Origin of the sequence: Wolbachia endosymbiont (group A) of Sturmia bella (assembly GCF_964030905.1) — a bacterium.
Taxonomy (GTDB): domain Bacteria; phylum Pseudomonadota; class Alphaproteobacteria; order Rickettsiales; family Anaplasmataceae; genus Wolbachia; species Wolbachia pipientis.
Window position 1 is genome coordinate 44942 of record NZ_OZ034988.1, and the last position, 22139, is coordinate 67080.

The window sequence follows — 22139 nt, forward strand, 5'->3', positions numbered from 1 at the left end:
ATTACAATAGAAACGAAAAAACTTACTTGACAAACTCCGCCAGCCCCCTTATCATGAAACTGAAGCTATTTATTTATCTTCTCTGTACAGATTAAATGACAAAAAAACTCACGTATCTGGCTTCTCATGTTTAATTTTTTGCACTATGTGCACCTTATGTCTTTATCAAACTTCTACCTACATAAGCTGAAACGCGCTTATAAAGCGTTTAAAACATAAAAAAACGCCAACTTAAAAAATGGATAGTGAATAACTAGCTACCCTAGGGTTTCTTTTGCCTTTTTTTCTGTTTAGTAAATTTCTTAAACATTTATAGCTAAGGTTAGTTGCATTTAAAAGCAGCTGAGTCGCGGTTATTAAGCGTTTAGAATAAAAAAACGCCATACTTGAAAGTATAATGTAAGTAATTAGCCAACCACGGGGCTTCTTTTGCCTTTTTTTCTGTTTAGTAAATTTCTTAAATATTTATAGCTAAACGACAACCGTCATCCCGCTGCTTGTTAGCGGGATCTAGAGATACCGCGAATGAATCGCGGTATGACGTAGGACTGCTGTCATTCCAGTCTGGAATCCAAAAAAAAGGATGATGTCATCCCAGTGCCCTGACTACTTGGATCCAGTTTTCTTTACAAATTCACAAAAAGTGCTTCATTCTATAACGCAAAACCCATACTCACCAAACCCAATGCATTACTTGCAATTAAGTTTCCTGGATCCAAGTAGTCAGGGCACTAGGATGACAAGAGAAAGAGGCTACTGGGATGACAGCTACCCTGACAATCGTCATCCCACTACGTGTTAGCGGGATCTAGAGATACCACGGCGGTATGACGGTTCGCAGCGGTATAGTAACTCGTCATCCCGCTGCTTGTTAGCGGGATCTCTTGTTAGCGGATGAGATACCGCGAATGAATCGCGGTATGACGTGTTGAAACAATCCGATAAGGTAAGCCTCGTCATCCCGCTACGTGTTAGCGGGATCTAGAGATACCGCGGCGGTATGACGTGTTGCTTGGGTCAGCTATAGTATTTCTTAAAATTAATAATAAATTTCTTGGCTAGCAAGAAGCTGTAAATTTTTTTGCGAGACCTAAGCCGCTTTTGATATAGCTAAAGGTTTACTGATGATTTGTCTCATTCCACTACCTGCTGACTTACTTTCTGCTTAGCATATCCATCAAATCAGATTCTTTGAGTTTACTATGGTCAACTTTACTGAACTTATTTACCATAGAGCTCATTTGATTATACTGCTTAATTAGAAGATTAATGTCAGTTACAGTTGTTCCGGACCCCTTAGAAATTCTAAGTCTTCTTTTGCCATTTAAAATATCTGGATTTTGCCTTTCTTTTTCAGTCATTGAGTTTATGATGGCTATATATTTTTTCACTTTATTGTCATCTGGCACACTGCTACTTAGCTTTTTTGTAAATGAACTAGGAATGAATTTCATTATGTTGCTAATGCCATCCATTTTACTCAGAGTTTTTAACATTCCCACTAGGTCGTTTAGGTCGAATTTACCTTTTTTCACTTTCTTTTGTAACTTATCAATTTCTTCCTGACCAACAATCTCAGCAGCTTTTTCAACCAATGAGACAACATCACCCATGCTAAGTATCCTTTTTGCAATTCTATCGGGATAAAAATCATCGAGGTCACTTAATTTTTCACCACAAGCAATAAATTTAATTGGACAATCGGCGATCATTTTCATAGAAAGAGCAGCACCACCACGTGCATCACCATCAACACGGGTGAGAATAATGCCGGTTACACCTATTACCTCATTGAATGATTTGGCAATGTTGACCGCATCCTGGCCTATCATTGCGTCGGCTACTAAAATAACTTCTGCAGGTGAAGCTATTTCCTTTACGGCTTTCAACTCATTCATCATATTATTGTCAATATGAAGCCTGCCTGCAGTGTCTAGTATTAATACATCATAATTATCGTTCTTTGCTATTGCTATTGCCCTTTTTGTAATTGTAATGGGCTTCTCATCTATTACTACAGGTAAAGTTTGCACATCTATTTGTTTACCTAGCACTTCAAGTTGTTTCTGGGCAGCAGGCCTATAAATGTCTAAAGAGGCAAGCATCACTTTTTTCTTTTGCTTTTTTAGTTTTAAAGCAAGCTTTCCTGAGGTAGTTGTTTTACCTGCACCTTGTAAGCCCACCATCATAATCACAGCAGGGGGTTTAACTGCTAGATTTAAGTCACTTTTCTCTGATCCGAGAACTGCAACTAAATTATCCTGTACAATTTTAATTATCATTTGTGCTGGAGAAACACTTTTTATGACTTTTTCCCCAATCACTTTATCTTTAATGTCGTTGATGAATTTTTTTGCAACTTCAAGTGAAACGTCAGCTTCAATTAAGGCTATGCGTATTTCACGCATGGCAAGATTAAAATCATCTTCAGAAATGATTGACTTTCCTCTCAGTTTACTAAATACAGAATTTAAACTTTCAGTTAACGATTTAAACATAATAGCATTAGTAGAATACTCATTAAAAAGAGAGAAGAAGCTGAAACAAAACTCACTGAGTTATAACTCAGCACTTCTTTAAGTTTAGTAATATTATTAAAGTATAAACCAACAAGTGGATTAGTCAAGTTTTGCACTACGCTGGCAAACATTTCTCTAGTTTTAGAGACTAACTGATTGAACAGCAAGATAATATAGGGTATGAAAGCTCTAAAAATCCAATCAACATCCATTTTAAAATTTACTCTCGGGTAAAATAACTTGCGTAAAGGAATAAACAATAAAGTGGTACATAGTAATAAATTAAATTGCGACCAAATATTTTTTGTGTTGTACACAAAATCGAAAATCGAAGGTTTATTGTAAATAGGTAAGTAAGGATTGCCAGCGATTACGCATATAAATGCTAAAATAATCATAGTCATTTTGCTTCCTCTCTCTGCTAAAGGTTTTGACTTACTTTTTGCAATAAATAAGTAATAAAGAAACTTTAGCCCCACGCTTAAATGAAGCAGCAAATTTAGAAGCTTATATAAATTTTTATACCCTTTTAAGGCAACAGTGTTCATTTCAATTTCAGCTGTGATATATGATTTACTGATAAATCCAACGGTTCCAGGAAATGCAGCCATTGTAAGTATTGCGATTATAGCACACATGCCTTCCACTGACATCAGTTTACCCACTCCATTAAAACTAATTGTTTTTGTTTGTGAAATAATCGAATTACTGACCACAAACAATAATGATTGATAAACAAGAGAGAAGATTATATGCAGTATCAAAATTGGTATTGCTTTTTCCGAAGGACTGAGCAAACTTCCTGCAATAATCAGCAAGCCCATTTGTCCTACAACGTTATAGCATAAAAATCTGCGAATATTTTGCTCAAGAGAAGCAAATATAATGCTGTAAATTGCAGTGATGGCGCCTACAAGCGCTAATATTTCAGTACAATCTTGCCATAGGTTATAAGTGTGTAAAAGCATCACTAAAAAAGAGACTTTAGTGGTAAATAAAGAGAGATATGTGGTGCCATGTAGCGATGCAGCAGGATATGCATCAACAACCCAAAATGAAAAAGGAAAACAAGCGCAGTTTATCAATAAACCCAAAATTATCAGGTTAGTGCTTTGAAGTGCCAATCCTGCTATTAATATAACTCCAACGAAAAAGTGTACACAAGCGTACCTTATTGCAGGTCCACTATCTCTACAGCTAGCTGCGATAATAAAAAATGCACTGATGGTCATTAATTCACAGAATATTATAACCAATATCATATGTTCAGATAAAACTGCATAAAGTGAACTAATAGTGTAAGCAGCAAAAGATAGCATCTCTGAAAAAGTCAAATTTTGTGCTGGTAGAACAGCTAAAAATGCAACTGATAAAAAAGATATTAGTATGGTACGAAAAGATAAATCAAAATCTAGAATTGGGAGAGACCAATTTACTGCAATGCTCAAATTTTCAGGTAATTTTAGGACTATAACTATTAATACAGTCAGTAGAAGTAACAGTGACGATTTATAAAGTTGCACAATAATTAAAACCAATATGGTTTATGCTATCTCAATATATGAATAAAATCAATTTGCATATTAACCACTAATTAAACTAATTATCATATAATTATATCAGAGTTTAGAGGGTTATAGAGAAACCGGTCAGATTAGATTAAAAATCTAATCTGACCGATAGCTTTAATAGTGAGGTAAGCTTTAATATAGCACTCCTAATTCATAACGCTACACTCGTGCATAATTTATTTTTAATTTGTGCACGAGCGTTAGTAAATTATTTACTTTTTGAAATAAAATTTGGCATCACTTTAATATTGAGACTTAGTAAACCTCAGTAGGTCTGCCAGTTGGGCCCATAAGAATTATTTGCTCGCCTTCTCTTAAGTGTCTGCATAAATTAGTGGAGCCGCCGATTTCCAGCACAATAGTGGAAATAATTCCTTTTTTTTTGTCTACTTCAGTGCCGGTTACGGCTATACCTTCCATAGCAAGGTTTGTATTATTGGCTTTTCTGCCATTGGTTTCAAAATTTTGCAATCTAAAGAATTGCCCAGGCTTAAAATTCTTTGCCGCAAGTGGTGCTTTGATCACTATTTCCACAACTTTGTCTGTTAAATATTGAACTTTTATAACCTTTGCAGTGAATTGCTCTTTGATTCTATTAAATAATTCTTTATTAGCCAGGTCTTCAACACTTGACCACGCATTTTTTTTCTGGCCCACAACATCACACACTGGAATGACAGAAACGAAGCTATTAACTCCACTCAAAAGCTGAGAAATAATAGGGTAGCCGTTTTTAGCACTTGCCATAGCTTTCACGACGCTGCCACTATACGAAGGGTGAAGATCACCAAAAAAGCTGATTGTTTTATTGCCTTGCTTATACACTAATATTCTATCTTTATTTTGCATTTTAGGAGAAAATATTGGGTCTATTTCTTTTCCTGATGAATTCAAATGAGTAAAATACCCATTACTTAATTTAAAATGCTTTTTATCTTCTGTTGCAATAACTGTATTTGGCTCAGTACCTGCTGCTATAAAAATAGAACGTGCTTTTATACGTTTGATTTCGCCGGATTTTGTGTCTATCAGTTTTATTAATTCAGCATGGTTATATTTATCCGTCACAACTTCAACTGGCTCTAAGTTTTCAATAAAGTAAATTCCTTCTGACAGTGCATTTTGCACCTCTTCGCTATTTAATCGATAACTTGGTGAATCTTTTAGCTCTTTTCTATATATAACTTTCACTCCCCCGAGGCTCTGCATTAACTCTAATATTTTTATTTCTCTATTCTCTTTTTTTGCTAACTTTTGCTTTTCTCGGATCAATTGTGCGTGCGATATAAACTCATTCGCAATTTCGCGCTCTTCTTCTGTCCAATCTTTTTCAACACAGTCCTTTCCATACTTATCAACTAATATCTCATAACGAAGAAGAAATTTTTCTACTTGAATTGGATAATACGCTAAAGCTTCAGTGGCAGTGTCAATCGCAGTAAGCCCCGCCCCTATGACAACTATCGGCATACGAACTTGCAGATTTGCTATAGAATCAAATTTAAGAGCGCCAGTCAGTTGTAACGACATCAGAAAATCAGATGCCATGCGTACTCCACGAGCTAGTATGTTTTTTATTTTGATCATTCGTGGCTTACCAGAGCCAAGTGCTAGGGCGATGTGATCAAAACCCAAGTTGAACGCGTCATCAGCATTAATCGTGCCACCAAAACGAATGCCTCCATAAAGTACGAAATTCTCACGTCTTTCCAGCAGTAATCTAATAATCTTTAAGTAATTCTTATCCCACCGAGAAGTAATGCCATATTCTGCCACCCCACCAAACCCTCCTGCCGTGCGTTCACTCAATTTTTCGTGTTTGAAATCTTTAATTAGCTGGAAATTATCGATCAAAGGTTCAATCTTTAGTCCATCAATGGTGATAACGTTATGCCCATCATTCAACAAATGATGAGCTAAATTAAAACCAGCAGGACCAAGGCCTACAACTAGAACGTTTTTTCCGGTGTTTTCTCTTGGCAATGAACGCTGAAAATTTAAAGGATTCCAACGGCTGAGCAGAGAATATATTTCAAATCCGTACGGTAAACTGAGCACATCATCCAGAATCCTTGTTTCAATTGCTGGCACATTTACGGGTTCTTGTTTTTGATACATGCACGAATTCATGCAGTCATTGCATATTCTGTGTCCAGTAGCCGCGCATAATGGGTTATCTATCATCACAATTGCAAGACTTGCTATGCTGTACCCTTCGCTTTTCACCAGATTCATTTCTGATATTTTCTGCTCTAGTGGGCAGCCGTGCAGTTCAACTCTAAGTGGAGACTTTTTGAAAGTATTGTCATCATTAATTAGCCCCTTTGAGCAGCTATCCTTACTTTGCTTATGACAAAATATGCAGTAGTGAGCATTATCCAATGCTTTATCTAAACTAGCCTTTTCACTTGTTAGGTCAAAACCGTATCGTCTTTTTACTTCATTTGAATACAGCACTTCAACTTTGTCTACTTCTTTTTTAGAAAATGGTATGAGGTTTTCGTGGTCAATTTTTTTATGTATGCTAAATAATATACTCTGTTTATTTTTTACTCTCCACACTGCATATTGTGCCGCAAGTTCTATTTCCTCTTTGTGATTTTCTTTATCTTCAAACCAATGCATCACCTGCTCAGCAAAATTTTTTTCTGTTGTTGGCAAAGTGAGAAAATGACTTAGTTTGTTAGTAATATCTATATTCGCCACATTAGTGTATTTCTTCAATGCATAGCGTTGGACAAATAATCTTTTGCACTTATATATTACAGCAAAGTCGTTGTGCTTTTTCTTTAGCTCCTCTATTTCTTTTTCAACATTAAAAAGTTTTGCAATAAATTCATCAAGTAAATATGAGAGGTCTATAATGAGCTGGCTATCTGTCATCCAAGTAGCTGACCGTTCTTCTTGTTTTCTAGATCCCAGTGTCAAGCACTGGGATGACGGGGGGTGACACTGGGATGATGGGAGGTGACACTGGGATAACATCGAAGAAGAAGCTGCTTTTTCTCTTGCTTCAATTAATGAACAAAACAAGCTCTCATCACATGATTTAATATAATTCAAAAATGTCTCATCTAATTTTGTTAATCCATTGCGAGTATATAGATTCGAAAATGAGATTTTGAAATTCAGCTTCATTGCTATACTATAAAGTGTACATGCTGTTTCTTACAGATGAAGATTTTATTTATTTTGCAATACTGCTGAGATTGTTGCTTCTGCAACTTTTTCTTCGCTAACAGATGCAATACACCTAAATTTGTATACACCTAAACACACACTTTGAATGTTAGCTTGAAGAATCAATGTGTCCCCTGGAGTAACTAGCTTTCTGAATTTTGCATTTTCAATGGATCTCAAGTAAACAACTTTATTTTCTATTGTTTCTTTACCTAGAACACATATAGCAGATGCCTGAGCTAGAGATTCAATTATCAAGACTCCTGGCATTATCGGATGACCAGGGAAGTGGCCAATAAAAAATGGCTCATTGAAAGTCACATTTTTGATTGCTTTTATACTTTTACCAGGATCACACTCTATAACTCTATCTACTAAGAGAAACGGATAAGAATGTGGTAGTGTTTTTATAATATCACTGATATTAAATTGCATAAGTCTATTCAATGCCTTTTAAAGCAAATTCAGGTATTTCCTTGTTTATATTGTTTAATACCACATCTGATAAATCAACTTCATCCATGGAGTATAAAACTTGGTTCTTTTTTGAAATAAATAGTACCAAATCTATGTTGTTTTTTTCTGCCGTTTTTTTAGCGACTTCTTTTATCTTGTTAAAAACACTCTCTACTGCTTCTCTATAGCTTTCTTCTAAATGTAACATTTTTTTAGCATAATTATCTCTAACATTTACAGTGTGCTTATTAAATTGTCCTGTCTTTTCCTTTTTTGCTTCTTCTGACAAAAGGTCAAATTCTTCTTTTGATGGCTTAAGTTTTTCTAACTCATTTTCAAATTCTTGTTGTAATCTAGAATTCTGCTCCTTTATTTGTTGTTGTATATTTTGCAGAGCAAGAGATTCATTGATGACTTTTTCACTATCGATAATTGCAGCCTTTGTGTTCTGAGGTTGATATCCTACAAACTTATACCCCACAAATAAGGAAATAATTAAGGCAATAACTGATATAAATAACTGTATATATTTCATTCAAATCCCCGCTTCAATAGAAAATTTAACATTTGGTGATGGTATTATATCATAAGATTCCTTTACTAAAGGAAACCCGAAATCCAATCTAAGTCTACCAAAAGGAGAAAGCATTGAAAAGCCAAAACCTGGTGACACTCTCACAAGCTTGCTATCATAGTATTTCCCTTCATACTTCTTATTTTTATCATCTAAGCCAAAAAGTGTTGCATAGTCAACAAATAGTGAGCCTTTGATACCAGCATAGTCATATAGTTTTGGTAGAGGAAAATCCACTTGCTGTGTTAGATTAAAATAAGTTTTGCCTCCTAATGAGCTTTTATTTTTGTCTTCTGCTCTTGGTCCAATACCGGAAAGGTCAAACCCTCTAATCTCGTTACCCCCTTTAAAAAAGTGCTGGCCAATGTTTAGATTTTCATCAGTATAAGAAAAAATATGACCTGCCGCCATCTTAAAGCGTAGCGTTATATCATCGTCAATTTTGCTTAATATAGGGTGCGTATAAAAAGATAAGAATTCAGATTTCAGGAAATTCACGTTTCCTCCCAATCCTGAAATATCCTGACTTAAGCGCAGTAAATACCCTTCTTTTGGAGTATAGAGGTTATCCAGTTTATTATATGCCAACGTGTATCCCACTGATGAAATCTGATGTTTACCTTTTCGGTCCAGTATTATTTCAGAGATATCGGTGTCTTGTCCACCCTTATTATCCATGTGTATATGATTATACTTATAAGAATAGCGAAGGGAATTAGTTAAGTTCTCTGTGACTTTATATGATAACTTTGTAAAAAATCCCATATCGCAACTATCAAAAGTAGTGTTTGGTTTATCTTGTTTTTCATAAAATACACCCATGCCTAGTGACGTATCAGAATCGTTAAAATTATTTTCAACAAACTCTAAATCAGTAGAAAATACGTATTGACTTTTTTCAAGAGCAAAAGAGAGCTCTTTTCCAGTACCAAATAAATTACGGTCTTTGAGGTCAATTTTAATCAATGCTCCACCAGGAAGAGACACACCTCCTCCCAAATACAACGAAGTAGTGTTTTTTTCTTTAACACTTAAGTCAAGATTTACTGCATTATCATTAATTGCATAACTATTTACTTTCACTGTTTCAAAAAAATCACTACTCATTAGTTTTTTACGTGACTTTTGAATCTCAGATATATTGTACGCATCACCTTCTGCTACACTTAGCTTACTTCTGATCACTTTATCTAAAGTGCGATCGTTACCATCAATTGTAATTTGATTTATATAAATCTTTTTACCCGGCAGCACTCTGTAGGTTACATCTACAACATTGTCACGTTGTGCATACTCTGGATTAACTTTTGCAAATATATATCCTTTCTCATTTAAATATTTGTTTATTTTTTCTACTGTATTATTAATTTTAACTCTATTAAATATCTTATCGTTTTCCTCTGTTATAAAATCCAATATTTCTTCTTTTAGGCTCAAATCCTGAATTTCAGTTTCAATATTAACCTCATTATTTCCAAATAAATACTGCTGTCCTTCGTCAATCAAAAAAGTTAACTCTGTTTGATTGTTATTATCAACCTCAACAATTGGTTGAATATTATTTTGAATATATCCTTTAGATGAATAAAAATGATCGAGCAATTCTGTGTTAATCAATAGATATTGCGGTGAATAATGATTTCCGCCTTTAAAAATAGCTCTAAATAACTTACTAAATATGTCATTACTATGTCTTTTGATAACTTGCTCTAGCTCATTTTCAGAAAAGTTTTTGTTGCCTATAAATCTTATATCCTTAATTTTAGAGGTTTTGCCTTCTTTTATTTTAAAAATTAGATTGACTCTATTGCCATCAAGCTTATTCAGGTCATATTCAATTTTAACACCAATCTTACCGTTATTTCTATAAGTAGTGACTAAATTCACTAAATCGTTTTGCAATTTTGTTTCAGTTAAAATAGTTAGCGACTTTGATTGAATCACATTACTTAGCAGCTCTTTGCTGTTAAATAACTTATTGCCTTTTAACACTACCTTGTTAATCAGTCGATTTTCTTGAATTTTTATTACTAAATTTTTTTTATCATCTATGTAAGCATTAACACTAGCAAATAACTTTGTTTTATATAGATCTTTTATAATTGAGTCTATATCATCGTCGTTTATATAATCACCAGATTTTAGTTTTATATAGAACCCTATTGTCTGGTTGCTTACCCTCTCATTACCAATACATTTGACATCTTTCACCTGCACTTTTTCCGCAGTTCCTAAAGCAACAAGCAGGGCAGGAAAAGAAATAAAAACCACTACCAGTATATAAAATAGCTTTTTCATATTTTATTTCAAAAAAGATCCCTAATATCATTTGACATTCCAGTTGCCATAAGCAAAAACAACACTAAAGCACCAAAAATAGCTGCATATTTTTGACATTTCAAGCTTAAATCCCTACGTATAACCGCTTCTATGATATAATGAAATAAATGCCCACCATCTAGCAGTGGTATTGGCAGCAAGTTAATTGCAGCTAAATTAGCTGAAATGATTGCCATAAAATATAGAACCATAATAAATCCCTTTTTAGCTGATTGTCCTGAATATTTTGCGATTTTTATTGGTCCACCTATTTCACTTGCACTCCTCTTACCAACAATAATTTGAAAGATAGCTTTAATCGTTAAGCACATAGTGTGGTAAGTTTCACTTACTGATAAGCTCACAGCCCCAAGAAAAGACGACTGCTTTAATGTATTGACTGAAATAATCCCTATAGTTTCTCTTTCTATTGTGTTGCCAAAAACGTCTTTGTCCTTGATTATTAATGGAGTTAAACTGGTCCTGTGCTTCTCATTATTTCTGCTATACTCAATCTCCATTCTTGTTTTAGGATTCGACATTATCACACGTGAAATATCTTCAAAGTATTTTATTTTATGCTCATTGATTTGTGTAATAGTGTCACCTGGCAACAAACCAGCTTGCTTAGCTGCACTACCTTCGATTACATTTTCAATCACCGGTGGAGTGCGATAATAACCTGCTATGCTAAAAAATATTGTAAAAGCTATAACAGCAAATACCATGTTTGCAAAAGGCCCTGCAAAAACTACTGCTGCTTTTTTATGACGCGGTTTTGTATGAAATGAATACAATTTTTCTTCTTCCGTTAATTCTTGTTGATCAGCTGGGACACTCGCTGCATTAGTATCTCCTAGCATTTTAACATAACCACCCAATGGAACAACGCTTAATTTCCATCTAGTTCCAGACTTATCGTTAAAACCAAAAATTTCAGGACCAAAACCTATGGAAAAAGATTCAACTTTAACTTTGCATGCTTTGGCAACAACATAATGCCCATATTCATGCACGAATACTATGACAGAAATTATTAAAGAAAATGATAAAAAATAATATATTCCATCGCTAAATTGATGGATAAGATTAGAAATTAATTCCACCTGTATATTTAGATCTTAACAAAATGTTAAGTATATTAAAATGCGCCTCGCTTGACAAGTATTTAGTTTAACTTTTAAATTAAAAAAAGTTTAATTGTAATGACAGATACCTCACTACTCAGAAGAAAATTAATATATAGAAGCTGGCATAGGGGTTGCAAAGAAACCGATATACTTTTAGGGCATTTCGCATTGAAATATCTTGATAAATTTTCCTTAAGCGAACTAATCGAATACGAAAAAATAGTTGATCTTGATGATTACGAATTATATTGTTACATAACTCGTAAGACAAACCTCCCTCCTGGCTTGAATAGTCAGATAGTCAATTTAATTGCTTGCTTTATTGAAGCTAATCCTTTATGCACTCAAGATTAGTGATAATCTTATTTACCTTATCTAGTACCTCAGTATATTCTATTCTTTTCTCGTTTCTATACTTTTCGCGCTCTTGATTTACTTCATCTAATCGCTTTGTTAATTCTAAAATTTTATCCTCAAGAATTAGTGCTGCAAGTAAGAAATTTAATGCATCCGAACCCTTACCTCCAGTTTTTTGAGATACAGAACTAACTAACTTGTCAAAACTATTAGCAAGGCGTAATAAATGATTCCCCTTCCCACTTTCGCAAGATATTTTATATGTGTTATTACGTATAACTATTTCTACTACTTGCATATGGTGCTAAAAATTTCTATCGTACAGTATAAACTCAAACCCCTACTTTCATCTTATTTATGGTATAAATTTTTATTCATTTATCAAATCAGATAATTTTTTACTGCTACGAAAATATGTTTTAAAGTATTGATTCTTTGTAAACTTCTGTAACATTAAATGGCTTGTTTCTTTCAAGTTATAACTTCTAACTGAAAAAGAACCAAACCCCCTAATTTCAACTCTATTATGATGTTTCAATGTGCTTGAAAGTATCCCAAAAAATCTATCAACTATAGCTGCTATAACAATCTTATCTAAAAAAGGATGTCTTTTTGCTACCCTCGCTATTATATCAGACTTTGTTGCCATTTATATGAAGCCAAAATAAGTAAACCTTATCACTTAGCAGATAATGCTATGTTATATTCTTCAACACCCAATACTTCAACTTCTATTTTTTCTGATATAGAGAATTTTTTATTCTCGGGTAAATGCTCTTGATCTATTAGAAGGGTTACATCGTTCTCAACTTCAACGACTAGTCCATTATCTTCTCTCTTATCTACAATAACCTGTATTTTATCACCTACCTTAACTTTCTTTATCAGTTCTTCAAGAGGATCATACTCTATTTGTTTTATTCCAAGATAAATTCTTGCCCGATTCACGTTAGCCCTTATTACTTTTGCTTCTATTTTATCACCTACATTATACTTCTTTATCTCATCTGAACCATTTTTAGACCAACTAAAATCTTTCACATATATTGTCCCTTCTACGTTCTCATCTATTTCAGAATCACCGAAAGCAACAGATACATATGAGCCGGTATTATTCTTCACTTCACCAGAAACAATAGAACCAGGAGGATATTTATTGATAAATACTTGCCAAGGGTTGTCTACACACCTTTTCATGCTTAAACTCATCCTACTCTTAGCAATGTCAATACTGAGAATTTTTACATATACTTCTTGTCCCCTTGTTACGAGACTACTAACTGGTAAATTACTCTTAACCCAAGTTATTTCTGACGAGTGCACTAAACCTTCAATTCCAGGTCTAAGCTCAACAAATAATCCATAATCTTCTATGCTTGTTACATAACCCTTATGCACACTATCAACTGGATATTTTGACTCTGCATCTTGCCAAGGGCTATCTTCTAGCTGCTTCACACCCAAGGAAATTTTAGCATTTTCCTTATCTATTTTTATAATTTTAACTTTTATAGTCTGACCACAAGTAAAAACTGCAGACGGATGACTTACCCTACTCCAAGAGATATCTGTAATATGTAACAATCCATCTATAACTCCCACTACATCTGATTCATGAATACCGACAAATACACCGTAATGAGTGATACTTTTTATTTTCCCTTCTATTATATCGCCTTCATTTAAAGATTCTAAAAATTTAATTTTTTCACCAGCGTGCAATTTTTCTAACACCAGCTTTCTTGATACTACAATATTGCCCTGCTTCTTATCCATTTTAAGCACGATGAACTTTTGTTCAGTTTCAATAAGGTGCTTCGCATCTTTTACTTGCTTCAAATCCACATGACTCAGCGGTAAAAAAGCGCTTATTCCGTCACCAAGATCAACAATAAAGCCACATTTAATTGAGCGTTTAATAACTCCGCTTACTTCAGCCCTTGTAACTGTATCTTCTTCCAACTTATTCCATTTTTCGTCCCTAATTGCTTTTTCACGACTAAGAACAACATTACCATGATAATCTTCAATTCTTTCCACATAAACTCTGATTTTCGAGCCAATAATGACCTCATCATTACAACCGAGTTCCTTGATCAGAATTCTCCCGTCAGATTTTAAACCAATATCAACCACAACGTCGTTAGGGTTTATTCTTGTAATTACACCTTCTACCACATCTCCTTCTTTAATTTTGTTAACAAAAGAATCTTCAAACAAGGTATTATCTTGATCCTCAAATTGGCCTTGACATATCTCTTCTATAAATTTGTTTGATGATAGCTTTCTGATAGTAACCGGTAGATTTACGACTGGATTATTATTATTCATACCTTTAACTTAAACTTTATTAGAACTCATATATTATATAATATTAACAATTATTGACAAGTAATTTTTCATTAACTCATTTCGAGAATTGTTTAAGCTATATAAAATATAGTGAGAAAATTATATATGTATCAAGAATATGCTATTTAAGAATAGCAAGTGGATTAGATCGTTCTCCAGAAGGTCCAGGCTAAAACCTGATGTTGATGAAATATTGGAAAAATATTCTATTCAAAACAGCAAGGAATCTATAGAGAAAATTGTAAATTCACAAAAAAGAATATGGGTAGAAATAGGCTTTGGCAACGGTGAAAATATGCTTTACCAGGTGCTCAATGAACCTGATCTATTATTTATAGGATGTGAGCCCTACTTAAAGGGGGTTTCTCGCTTGCTAACAAACATAGAAATACAGAACATAAAAAATATTTTAATGTGGACAGAAGATGCAAGAGAATTGATTGCAAATTTTCCTGATAACAGTGTTGAAAGATTCTTTATTCTCTTTCCAGATCCATGGCCAAAAAGAAGTCACAATAAAAGACGATTAATTAATACGGAATTTTTAAATTTATTAGCAAAAAAAATACTTATAACAGGGGAAATATTCATTGCAACCGATCATCAGGACTATGCAGAGTGGATAGCATCACATATAAAGCAGTGTAACTCTTTAATCTATAGGGAAGACGATTTCACAAGTTATACTCTTACAAAATACCACAGAAGAGCGCTCAAAGATCAGCGTAAAGTGAGGTTCTTTAAAGTAAGTGTTATTAATAATTTGCAGACTATGGATCAATAGAGTTTTTGCATATCTCTTTTACGTTAACTATAGATTAAAAATAATAAAAAAGAGGGAGAAATAGAGTAAATTCCTTTAACTACTTCTCCTTATGAAGGAATAGACTTCTTGCATAACCCAAACTAAGTAGAAAAAAGGTATCATCCAAGTAGCCCCTTTCTCGTCATGCCGCTGCGAATCGTCATACCGCCGCGGCGCTAACACGTAGCGGGATGATGAGGCTTATCGTCATGCCACCGCGAACCGTCATCCCGTCACGGTATCTCTTAGCCGCTAACAAGTAGCGGGATGACGGTTGTCAGGTTAGCTGTTATCCCAGTTTTTGACACTGGGATGACAACGAAGGGCTACTTGGATGACAGGGAAGGATGCTGGAATGAAGGTTTTTCAAATTGTCGATAAACCTAAATCTATAATAACTATTTGCCTTTTTTCTAGGTTATGCAAGAAGTCTACTGAATAACAGTAAGATTTTTCAATCCTGTTCCACAGCAAATTTTAGTGCCATGTGAGTAGTTATGGTGCTGTTAACAATCAAAATAACAAAAACTAAGATGGTGATTAGTAGTGTATAAATATTCAAGGATAAATTTTCAAATTGAGTTAGCATTTTAAAATACACAAAGGTTGGCATTATCATTGGCAAAACAAGAATTTGCGATACTCCTGATGCTAAGTTGTTTTGACCAATCATCAATGCATTTCCAGTAGCTGAAATATTAGTGATTATCAGCGTATTAAATAATAAAGACACTCCAACTGCTATTGAGTGTTCAATACTATTGCCTAGAATTGCAAAGCTGAATATGGAAGAAATTACTGAAATCGGTAACCCAAATAATAACCAGTGAGCGAAAATTTTATAAGCAACTATAAGCCTAGAAGAGAGTGGCTGTACAAAGATTTGCTCTAATATTCCATCATGATAATCAGATGTAAACAAATTATTTGTAGAAATCTGCAAAACAAATGTAGCACATATCCATGTTAATGTTAACATAACTTCTTGTTTATTGGTGTTTTTAAGTGTAAATGAAGATAAACTTAACATTATGATAAAAATACATACTATATAGGTAAAGTTCTTATCATCTATTACTAATTTTTTTACTGAGTCGATCATACTAGGCTTTTAAATGTTTATTATAAATTATAGTGTTTACTTTGAGGTAGTATAATTTTTTGTTCATAAATTATATAGGTTTTATTATTTTTTTGATAATGCAATTATGGAAAAGTTACCAAAAATAAAGTCACCAGAAGATTACACTCCTTCAGAAGATGAAGAATATATGAGCGTAAAACAACTGGAATACTTCAGCTTAAAGTTACAATCAATACTCGCTGAGTTAGAGAAACAAGAACTAGAAGATAATAGTATTGATACATACTATTCTGATGAAGATAGTGGAAACGAGGAATTAATCAAGCGTCGAAAAGATAGAAAAGAAAAAATTAAGGAGGCGTTAGAAAAAATAAAATTAGGCACTTACGGTTACTGCGATGGAACAGGAGAAGAAATAGGAGTCGAAAGACTTAAAGCTAATCCGCTTGCTATATATTGTATTGAAGAGCAAGAGAGAGTAGAAAAAGAAAAGAACGTGTACAACATTAACGATTAATTTACACATAAGTGGTGAGCCCATTGGACTTCAAGAGGAGCAAGAGGCGCTGAAGTATGTTATGCTATAAAGAAAGTGGAAAATTGGACATTCTCAACTTGACTCCTGCAGATTAAAAATTAAGTTGTATCCGTTCAGGCAATGGCGTCAACTTAAGGAAAAATGTCAGAGATTGTGTATAAAATTTCTCTCCAAATTTTTTATCATTAAATTATCCAAAGAGTGCAAGGGACAGCACTTTTGTTTCTGTTTTATTTCAACAAAGAAGTCTAAAATGTGTCCTTTTTAGGTGAAATATGCAAAAAGGAAAAAACCTTATTCTACAAATTAAAAATATAATATACTCGAAAACTTTTCAGAAAATCCATTGTGTTGAGTTTTACACGAACAAGAAAACTTCCTTTTTCGACAGTATTTTCTATGATTTTAAAGTTAGTTAAAAAAAGTTTGGGAATAGAATGTGAACTTATGGAGCCATTGACATGTACCCTCAAAGCAAGCTTTTTCTAAAGCAAGATATAAGATTTGCCATACAGGCTTTCAAGAATTTAAGCATCCAAACAGCCTATCAGGATGAACCTGAGTTGGAGAGGCTATAGACTTATTGCAGCAGATGGTTCTGGTATGAGATTACCCAGCTCTGGGGAAATTGTATCCGAGTTTGAACCAAATGGAACAACAGGCACCATTGGCAATTTGTTTGTTGATTTGTGTACTTCATTGATTTGCAGTGCTCGTCTTGCAGCTTGGAATATAGGTGAACAAACGTTGGCGGCAGAGCAATTACCCGAAGTTATCACTCAAATGCGTTTATTAAATCAAGAGAAATTATTATTTATCTATGATCGTCTTCAGTAAAATTCATTCAGCAGCATTATAATTTGGAAGTAGATTTTATTTTTCGCTTGCAAAAAAGAAATTATAGTAAGCTATGGGAACGCTGGCGAATTAGATTTTGATTTTATATTAGAAAATGAAAAGCTAAAAAATAAAATGAAAGGACAGAAAGTAAGAGTTATAGTGCTGACATTAGCCAACTGAGAAACAGAGTTTTTGACCGAGACTTTGGAGCAAAGCTTATGTGTTAAGGTGGCACATAGAGGAGTGCTATAAACGACTCAAAGTAGGAGCAGAGTTAGAGAATTTTTCTGGAGAGGCTGTATTACAAGAATTTTGGGCAAACTTGGTCATGTGCAATATATTATCGCTTCATATATGTGATGCACAAGGGCCTTGGAACCCATATCAAATTACTGATACCAATTCCCACTGCACAATAAACGGATAGATAACAATGGAAAAAAAGCCATACTATTGCCTTTCTTTCTCACTCCACAATTAAATAACTCTACAATATCGCTTATTTGATTCACTAATAATGAGAATTGGTATGAGTATCGTTTAAATTTTTCAGTTTTATTTGGTGTAATGAGGCAGAAACTCTATCAGGTACTTATTGCGCCAAAAAACTTTCAAGCCCTTTTTAAGTATACGCGCTAAAGTTAAAATCCGACCGGGACAGCCGCAATAAAGTAGATAAGCCTAAACGCCATCATGTCTTTAGGAGAGTTTGCTAATGAAAGTTCTTAAGTTGACGCCATTGGCTGAACGGATACGGAATGACACCATCCTTTTTTCTGGATTCCAGACTGGAATGACACCTCTGGACACTTCCGTCGTAAAGGAACCAGTGTCAGCTACTCGGATGACACCTTTTTTCTACTTAGTTTGGGTTATGCAAGAAGTCTAATGAAGTGAAAATAAATTTATTTACCAAAATAGAGTTGCCTTGGTCTACAGATCTTAGTTTCTTTATCATTTATCATTTCATACCACTGAGTAACCCAACCAGTGGTTCTTGCAAGTGCAAAAATAGGCGTGAACATATTTGAGGGGATATCAATAGCATTCATTATTATACCTGAGTAAAAATCAACATTTGGATATAACTTACGCACGATAAAATATTCATCCTTTAAAGCTATTTCTTCAAGTTTTTTTGCAATTTTAAGCAGTTCATTATTTTGTTCTAGTTTACTTAGAACCTCATGGCAAGCGCCTTCCAATATACGCGCGCGCGGATCATAATTTTTATAAACACGATGTCCAAATCCCATCAATTTAAATGGATCTTTATCATCTTTAGCTTTTTCGATGAATTTATCTATATCTCCACTTTGCTCTATCTCTTTTAGCATATTTATAACTGCCTCATTAGCTCCACCATGTGCTGGTCCCCAAAGTGTAGCAACTCCTGCAGAGAGGCTTGCAAACAGATTAGAACCAGCCGATCCCACCAATCTGACAGCCGCCGTAGAAGCATTCTGTTCATGATCAGCATGGAGAGTAAATATTTTATCCAGAGCTTTTGCAAAAAGGGCGCTTTTATCATTATCAACAGCATCGCCAAATATCATCTTTAAGAAATTTTCACTGTAACTTAATTCATTGTTAGCATTTATGAATTCCTGATTGTTGATATGCCTATAAATCATTGCAATAATTGTGGAAACTTGCGCTATTGCAGAAATTCCAAAATCTAGGTCTTCACCATTGACATTGTTGCCATGCTTTTCATGATAAGATGCTGACAAACTTGCAAAACATGCAACTAAGATTGACATAGGGTGAGCAGTTTTTGGAAATGCTTTAATTACATTTGTAACTTGCTCTGATACTTTGGATGATTCTTGTATTTTGAGAAGAAATTTTTTGTGTTGCTCTGAACTGGGTAATTCACCATAGAGCAATAAATAAATCACAGCAGTAAAATTATTATTCTCTGCCAAATCAGCTATATTATGTCCCCTATATTTAAGAACTCCTTCATCTCCATCAATGAATGTAATTGTAGAAGAGCATGAAGCTGTAGAAACAAACCCTGGATCGTAAGTGAATAATCCTGTCATCTTATATAAATCCTTGATATTTAACACATCAGGACCTGTTGTTCCGCTTAATACAGGTAGCTCGATTTTTAATCCATTACTTAGTTCTAATAGCACTTTTTTATCCATCACTTAAGCTACTTAAATTTTATACAGAATATACAAACTGAGGAGTATATATTAATACAGTTAACTTTACATTAACCGTATTAAGCGGTCATCAATGCTTTTACTTTTGCATTTAAGCGACTTATTTTACGCGCAGCGGTATTCCTATGAATAACACCTTTATTCACACACTTGTGTAAATTAGATTCAGCATTCCGAAATGCCAGAACAACATTTTCTTTGTCGCCAGACTTGATTATATCAACCAAATTTCTAATAGCAGTGCGAGTTTTACTTTTCCGCATCTTATTTATTAAAGTGCGCTTTGCTATTACCTTTATCATTTTTTTAGCACTCTTATGATTTGCCATATATTAATACCTAAAATACTGTACTTTTCTTTTAATTATAAAGTTTTTTTGTTAATTTGCAATATCAGTTTTTCCTATGGTTAATCTACTGCTTCTCTCTTCAATAATTTTTTCTAAACTTTGCAAGAATTCATTTTTGTTTAACCCAGGATATATTGGGGGCAATATTTCTATTACTGCCTTTCCGGGATTCTTTCTCAGAGAAAGTATGCTTTTTGGCCAAAACAAACCAGTGTTTAAAGCAACCGGTAACACAGGAACAGATAATACGCTATATAAAGCAGCAATACCTGGTTGATATTTTATATTTTGGTTTATAGTTGTTCTTGTACCTTCAGGAAATATTATTATGCTTCTATTTTCTTTTATACGCATTTTTGCTAGTTTGATTATATGGCGTATAGAACTGATACCATCTGAACGGTTAATAAAAATCATTTTCAGCGCTATAAGATGCAAACCAATGAATGGAATCCATTTCAATTCACGTTTTAAAATAAAAACCGCTTTTCTAAATAGTAGTATAAAAATAAATGTTTCAAATGGAGATTGGTGTTTAGATGCAATGATAAAAGGTTGCTTAGGGATGTTTTCCATTCCCCTCACTTCATATTTAATGCCACATAATAAACGCAGCATGAATAATACAACTCTCACCGAACAGACGAGGAAAATGGTTATTACACACTCAGAAAAGAAAATTACAGGGAGAGTAATGAAAGTATAGAATACCTCCCATAATATAAGAAAGAAATTAAACAATAAACTTGAAATCACAAACTCACATAAATTTATTTAAATTTAACTTTATTACAAATTAAAAACAATAAATTTAATTATTGATCATCTGAGTAATAGGATGCGAATCAGCTAATTTGTCCTTTAACTTTTCGTTAGCAATATGAGTATATATTTGTGTTGTAGAAAGGTTAGTATGGCCAAGAACTTTCTGTATCAACACAATATTTGCTCCGCTATTTAGTAGATGGGTAGCAAAAGAATGCCTAACCACGTGTGGAGAGATCTTATTTTCATCAATATTGCATTTTCTTGCCAACTCCTTCATTAATTGACCGACCCTCTGCCTTGTAATTGGTTTATTAGGTTTATCACCTGGGAATAGCCAATCGGATTCCTTTTCTTTAGAGATCAGATTATCACGAACTGATAAATAATTTCTAAGGCTCTGCAATGCTTGTTCATTAAAAAGAATTTGCCTCTCTCTACCACTTTTTCCTTTTATTATTATATAGCATTCTTTGTTATTACTGTTTATTAAATGTGACACTTCACATAATTTCATACTAATTAGTTCAGAAACACGCATTCCAGAAGAGTAAAGGATATCTAAAATCGCACATAGCCTTTTACTGCTTATCTCTTTATTCGATTCGCTTGCTGATTTTCTCACTGTGTCTATTAGCAAAAATATTTCTTCGACACTTAAATACTTAGGCAAAGGACGAGAAACTTTTGGATTCTTTAATTCAGCATCATTAGCCGGCGCTGGATTAAAATCTATTATTCCGTCATTAAATAGACACTTGTAAAAATTTTTCATAGCGGATATTTTTCTTGATATAGAGCTACTTTTATATTTTTTTTGTGTACATAAAGATTTCACATAATCTTTAATATTGGTTTTGTTTACACCAACCAAGGTAGTGCCGCTTTCCAATAAAAATTCTTCAAACTGGTGTAAATCCGAACGATAACTTTCCAGAGTATTTTGTGCAGCGGACCTCTCTGAAGCTAAAGCATCTATGTAATATGTTATGTAAAGATTTTCTTTTTTATTTTGCGACTGTTTATTTTTCATTATCAGTTCCTATATTTATTTCTTTGGCTATAATTTGATTAGAAGTGTTCCCTGTGTTTCTTATGAGAAAATATGAGACAAATAAAGCA

Annotated in this window: 18 protein-coding genes and 2 pseudogenes; 5 read left to right on the forward strand and 15 right to left on the reverse strand. The window is 33.8% G+C overall.

Features of this window, described 5'->3' with window-relative positions:
- Positions 1-1154: 1154 nt before the first annotated feature.
- The 7 genes from ffh to rseP all read right to left on the reverse strand — a co-directional run bounded on the left by ffh (position 1155) and on the right by rseP (position 11725).
- A complete protein-coding gene (gene ffh, locus ACQH3L_RS00240; protein WP_095742798.1) occupies positions 1155-2498 on the reverse strand; it encodes a signal recognition particle protein in 1344 nt (447 codons plus the stop codon).
- Positions 2483-4042: a proton-conducting transporter membrane subunit gene (locus tag ACQH3L_RS00245; protein WP_038228212.1), complete on the reverse strand. Its 1560-nt coding sequence runs from the start codon at positions 4040-4042 to the stop codon at positions 2483-2485. Before ACQH3L_RS00245 ends, ffh begins: the two co-directional genes overlap by 16 nt.
- A 303-nt stretch (positions 4043-4345) precedes the next feature.
- Complete coding sequence (locus tag ACQH3L_RS00250) at positions 4346-7228, reverse strand: FAD-dependent oxidoreductase (protein ID WP_425384825.1); 2883 nt, start codon at positions 7226-7228, stop codon at positions 4346-4348.
- A 45-nt stretch (positions 7229-7273) separates the two neighbouring features.
- Positions 7274-7705: a 3-hydroxyacyl-ACP dehydratase FabZ gene (fabZ, locus tag ACQH3L_RS00255; RefSeq protein WP_010082082.1), complete on the reverse strand. Its 432-nt coding sequence runs from the start codon at positions 7703-7705 to the stop codon at positions 7274-7276.
- 4 nt (positions 7706-7709) lie between these two features.
- A complete protein-coding gene (locus ACQH3L_RS00260; protein ID WP_010082083.1) occupies positions 7710-8261 on the reverse strand; it encodes an OmpH family outer membrane protein in 552 nt (183 codons plus the stop codon).
- On the reverse strand, positions 8262-10598 hold the full coding sequence (gene bamA / locus ACQH3L_RS00265) for an outer membrane protein assembly factor BamA (protein WP_425384826.1): 2337 nt from the start codon (positions 10596-10598) through the stop codon (positions 8262-8264).
- 8 nt (positions 10599-10606) lie between these two features.
- On the reverse strand, positions 10607-11725 hold the full coding sequence (gene rseP / locus ACQH3L_RS00270) for an RIP metalloprotease RseP (protein WP_010082085.1): 1119 nt from the start codon (positions 11723-11725) through the stop codon (positions 10607-10609).
- Positions 11726-11824: 99 nt separating this feature from the next.
- Between rseP and ACQH3L_RS00275 the strand changes: the two genes are divergently transcribed.
- Positions 11825-12103: a succinate dehydrogenase assembly factor 2 gene (locus ACQH3L_RS00275; protein WP_006279484.1), complete on the forward strand. Its 279-nt coding sequence runs from the start codon at positions 11825-11827 to the stop codon at positions 12101-12103.
- Here the strand turns inward: ACQH3L_RS00275 and ACQH3L_RS00280 are convergent.
- The 3 genes from ACQH3L_RS00280 to ACQH3L_RS00290 form a co-directional block, all read right to left on the reverse strand.
- Positions 12078-12404, reverse strand: coding sequence for a cell division protein ZapA (locus ACQH3L_RS00280; protein WP_010082086.1), 327 nt, complete (start codon positions 12402-12404; stop codon positions 12078-12080). The genes ACQH3L_RS00275 and ACQH3L_RS00280 overlap by 26 nt on opposite strands.
- A gap of 72 nt (positions 12405-12476) precedes the next feature.
- Complete coding sequence (locus ACQH3L_RS00285; RefSeq protein WP_010963035.1) at positions 12477-12755, reverse strand: HU family DNA-binding protein; 279 nt, start codon at positions 12753-12755, stop codon at positions 12477-12479.
- Between the two features lie 29 nt (positions 12756-12784).
- The gene (locus ACQH3L_RS00290; RefSeq protein ID WP_038199371.1) at positions 12785-14437 is read right to left on the reverse strand and encodes a 30S ribosomal protein S1; all 1653 of its coding nucleotides are present in this window, start codon (positions 14435-14437) and stop codon (positions 12785-12787) included.
- Positions 14438-14576: 139 nt separating this feature from the next.
- On the opposite strand from ACQH3L_RS00290, the gene trmB reads away from it, so the two are divergent.
- Complete coding sequence (gene trmB / locus ACQH3L_RS00295) at positions 14577-15242, forward strand: tRNA (guanosine(46)-N7)-methyltransferase TrmB (protein WP_012673367.1); 666 nt, start codon at positions 14577-14579, stop codon at positions 15240-15242.
- 475 nt (positions 15243-15717) lie between these two features.
- Here the strand turns inward: trmB and ACQH3L_RS00300 are convergent, their stop codons facing one another.
- On the reverse strand, positions 15718-16365 hold the full coding sequence (locus ACQH3L_RS00300; RefSeq protein WP_425384827.1) for a heme exporter protein CcmB: 648 nt from the start codon (positions 16363-16365) through the stop codon (positions 15718-15720).
- A gap of 106 nt (positions 16366-16471) precedes the next feature.
- Between ACQH3L_RS00300 and ACQH3L_RS00305 the strand changes: the two genes are divergently transcribed.
- The 3 genes and pseudogenes from ACQH3L_RS00305 to ACQH3L_RS00315 all read left to right on the forward strand — a co-directional run.
- Positions 16472-16864, forward strand: a complete 393-nt coding sequence (locus ACQH3L_RS00305) for a TraR/DksA family transcriptional regulator (protein WP_010963040.1) — start codon at positions 16472-16474, stop codon at positions 16862-16864.
- A gap of 296 nt (positions 16865-17160) precedes the next feature.
- Positions 17161-18119, forward strand: a pseudogene (locus tag ACQH3L_RS00310) (transposase); the annotation flags it as partial.
- A 137-nt stretch (positions 18120-18256) separates the two neighbouring features.
- Positions 18257-18441 (forward strand): annotated as a pseudogene (locus ACQH3L_RS00315) (IS4-like element ISWosp8 family transposase); the annotation flags it as partial.
- 189 nt (positions 18442-18630) lie between these two features.
- On the opposite strand, the gene ACQH3L_RS00320 reads toward ACQH3L_RS00315, so the two are convergent.
- The 4 genes from ACQH3L_RS00320 to ACQH3L_RS00335 all read right to left on the reverse strand — a co-directional run bounded on the left by ACQH3L_RS00320 (position 18631) and on the right by ACQH3L_RS00335 (position 22050).
- Positions 18631-19881, reverse strand: coding sequence for a citrate synthase (locus ACQH3L_RS00320; protein WP_010081982.1), 1251 nt, complete (start codon positions 19879-19881; stop codon positions 18631-18633).
- Between the two features lie 80 nt (positions 19882-19961).
- Positions 19962-20231, reverse strand: a complete 270-nt coding sequence (rpsT, locus tag ACQH3L_RS00325) for a 30S ribosomal protein S20 (protein WP_010081981.1) — start codon at positions 20229-20231, stop codon at positions 19962-19964.
- A gap of 51 nt (positions 20232-20282) precedes the next feature.
- Entirely contained in the window at positions 20283-21008 is a 726-nt protein-coding gene (locus ACQH3L_RS00330; RefSeq protein WP_010963063.1) for a lysophospholipid acyltransferase family protein, read from the reverse strand.
- Positions 21009-21063: 55 nt separating this feature from the next.
- Positions 21064-22050, reverse strand: a complete 987-nt coding sequence (locus ACQH3L_RS00335) for a site-specific tyrosine recombinase (protein ID WP_138264755.1) — start codon at positions 22048-22050, stop codon at positions 21064-21066.
- Positions 22051-22139: the final 89 nt, after the last annotated feature.

Coding starts and splice junctions, on each gene's coding strand:
- ffh (WP_095742798.1), bottom strand. CDS start 2,498: ATGTTTAAATCGTTAACTGAAAGTTTAAATTCTGTATTTAGTAAACTG.
- ACQH3L_RS00250 (WP_425384825.1), bottom strand. CDS start 7,228: ATGAAGCTGAATTTCAAAATCTCATTTTCGAATCTATATACTCGCAAT.
- fabZ (WP_010082082.1), bottom strand. CDS start 7,705: ATGCAATTTAATATCAGTGATATTATAAAAACACTACCACATTCTTAT.
- ACQH3L_RS00260 (WP_010082083.1), bottom strand. CDS start 8,261: ATGAAATATATACAGTTATTTATATCAGTTATTGCCTTAATTATTTCC.
- bamA (WP_425384826.1), bottom strand. CDS start 10,598: ATGAAAAAGCTATTTTATATACTGGTAGTGGTTTTTATTTCTTTTCCT.
- ACQH3L_RS00275 (WP_006279484.1), top strand. CDS start 11,825: ATGACAGATACCTCACTACTCAGAAGAAAATTAATATATAGAAGCTGG.
- ACQH3L_RS00280 (WP_010082086.1), bottom strand. CDS start 12,404: ATGCAAGTAGTAGAAATAGTTATACGTAATAACACATATAAAATATCT.
- ACQH3L_RS00285 (WP_010963035.1), bottom strand. CDS start 12,755: ATGGCAACAAAGTCTGATATAATAGCGAGGGTAGCAAAAAGACATCCT.
- ACQH3L_RS00290 (WP_038199371.1), bottom strand. CDS start 14,437: ATGAATAATAATAATCCAGTCGTAAATCTACCGGTTACTATCAGAAAG.
- trmB (WP_012673367.1), top strand. CDS start 14,577: ATGCTATTTAAGAATAGCAAGTGGATTAGATCGTTCTCCAGAAGGTCC.
- ACQH3L_RS00300 (WP_425384827.1), bottom strand. CDS start 16,365: ATGATCGACTCAGTAAAAAAATTAGTAATAGATGATAAGAACTTTACC.
- ACQH3L_RS00305 (WP_010963040.1), top strand. CDS start 16,472: ATGGAAAAGTTACCAAAAATAAAGTCACCAGAAGATTACACTCCTTCA.
- ACQH3L_RS00320 (WP_010081982.1), bottom strand. CDS start 19,881: ATGGATAAAAAAGTGCTATTAGAACTAAGTAATGGATTAAAAATCGAG.
- rpsT (WP_010081981.1), bottom strand. CDS start 20,231: ATGGCAAATCATAAGAGTGCTAAAAAAATGATAAAGGTAATAGCAAAG.
- ACQH3L_RS00335 (WP_138264755.1), bottom strand. CDS start 22,050: ATGAAAAATAAACAGTCGCAAAATAAAAAAGAAAATCTTTACATAACA.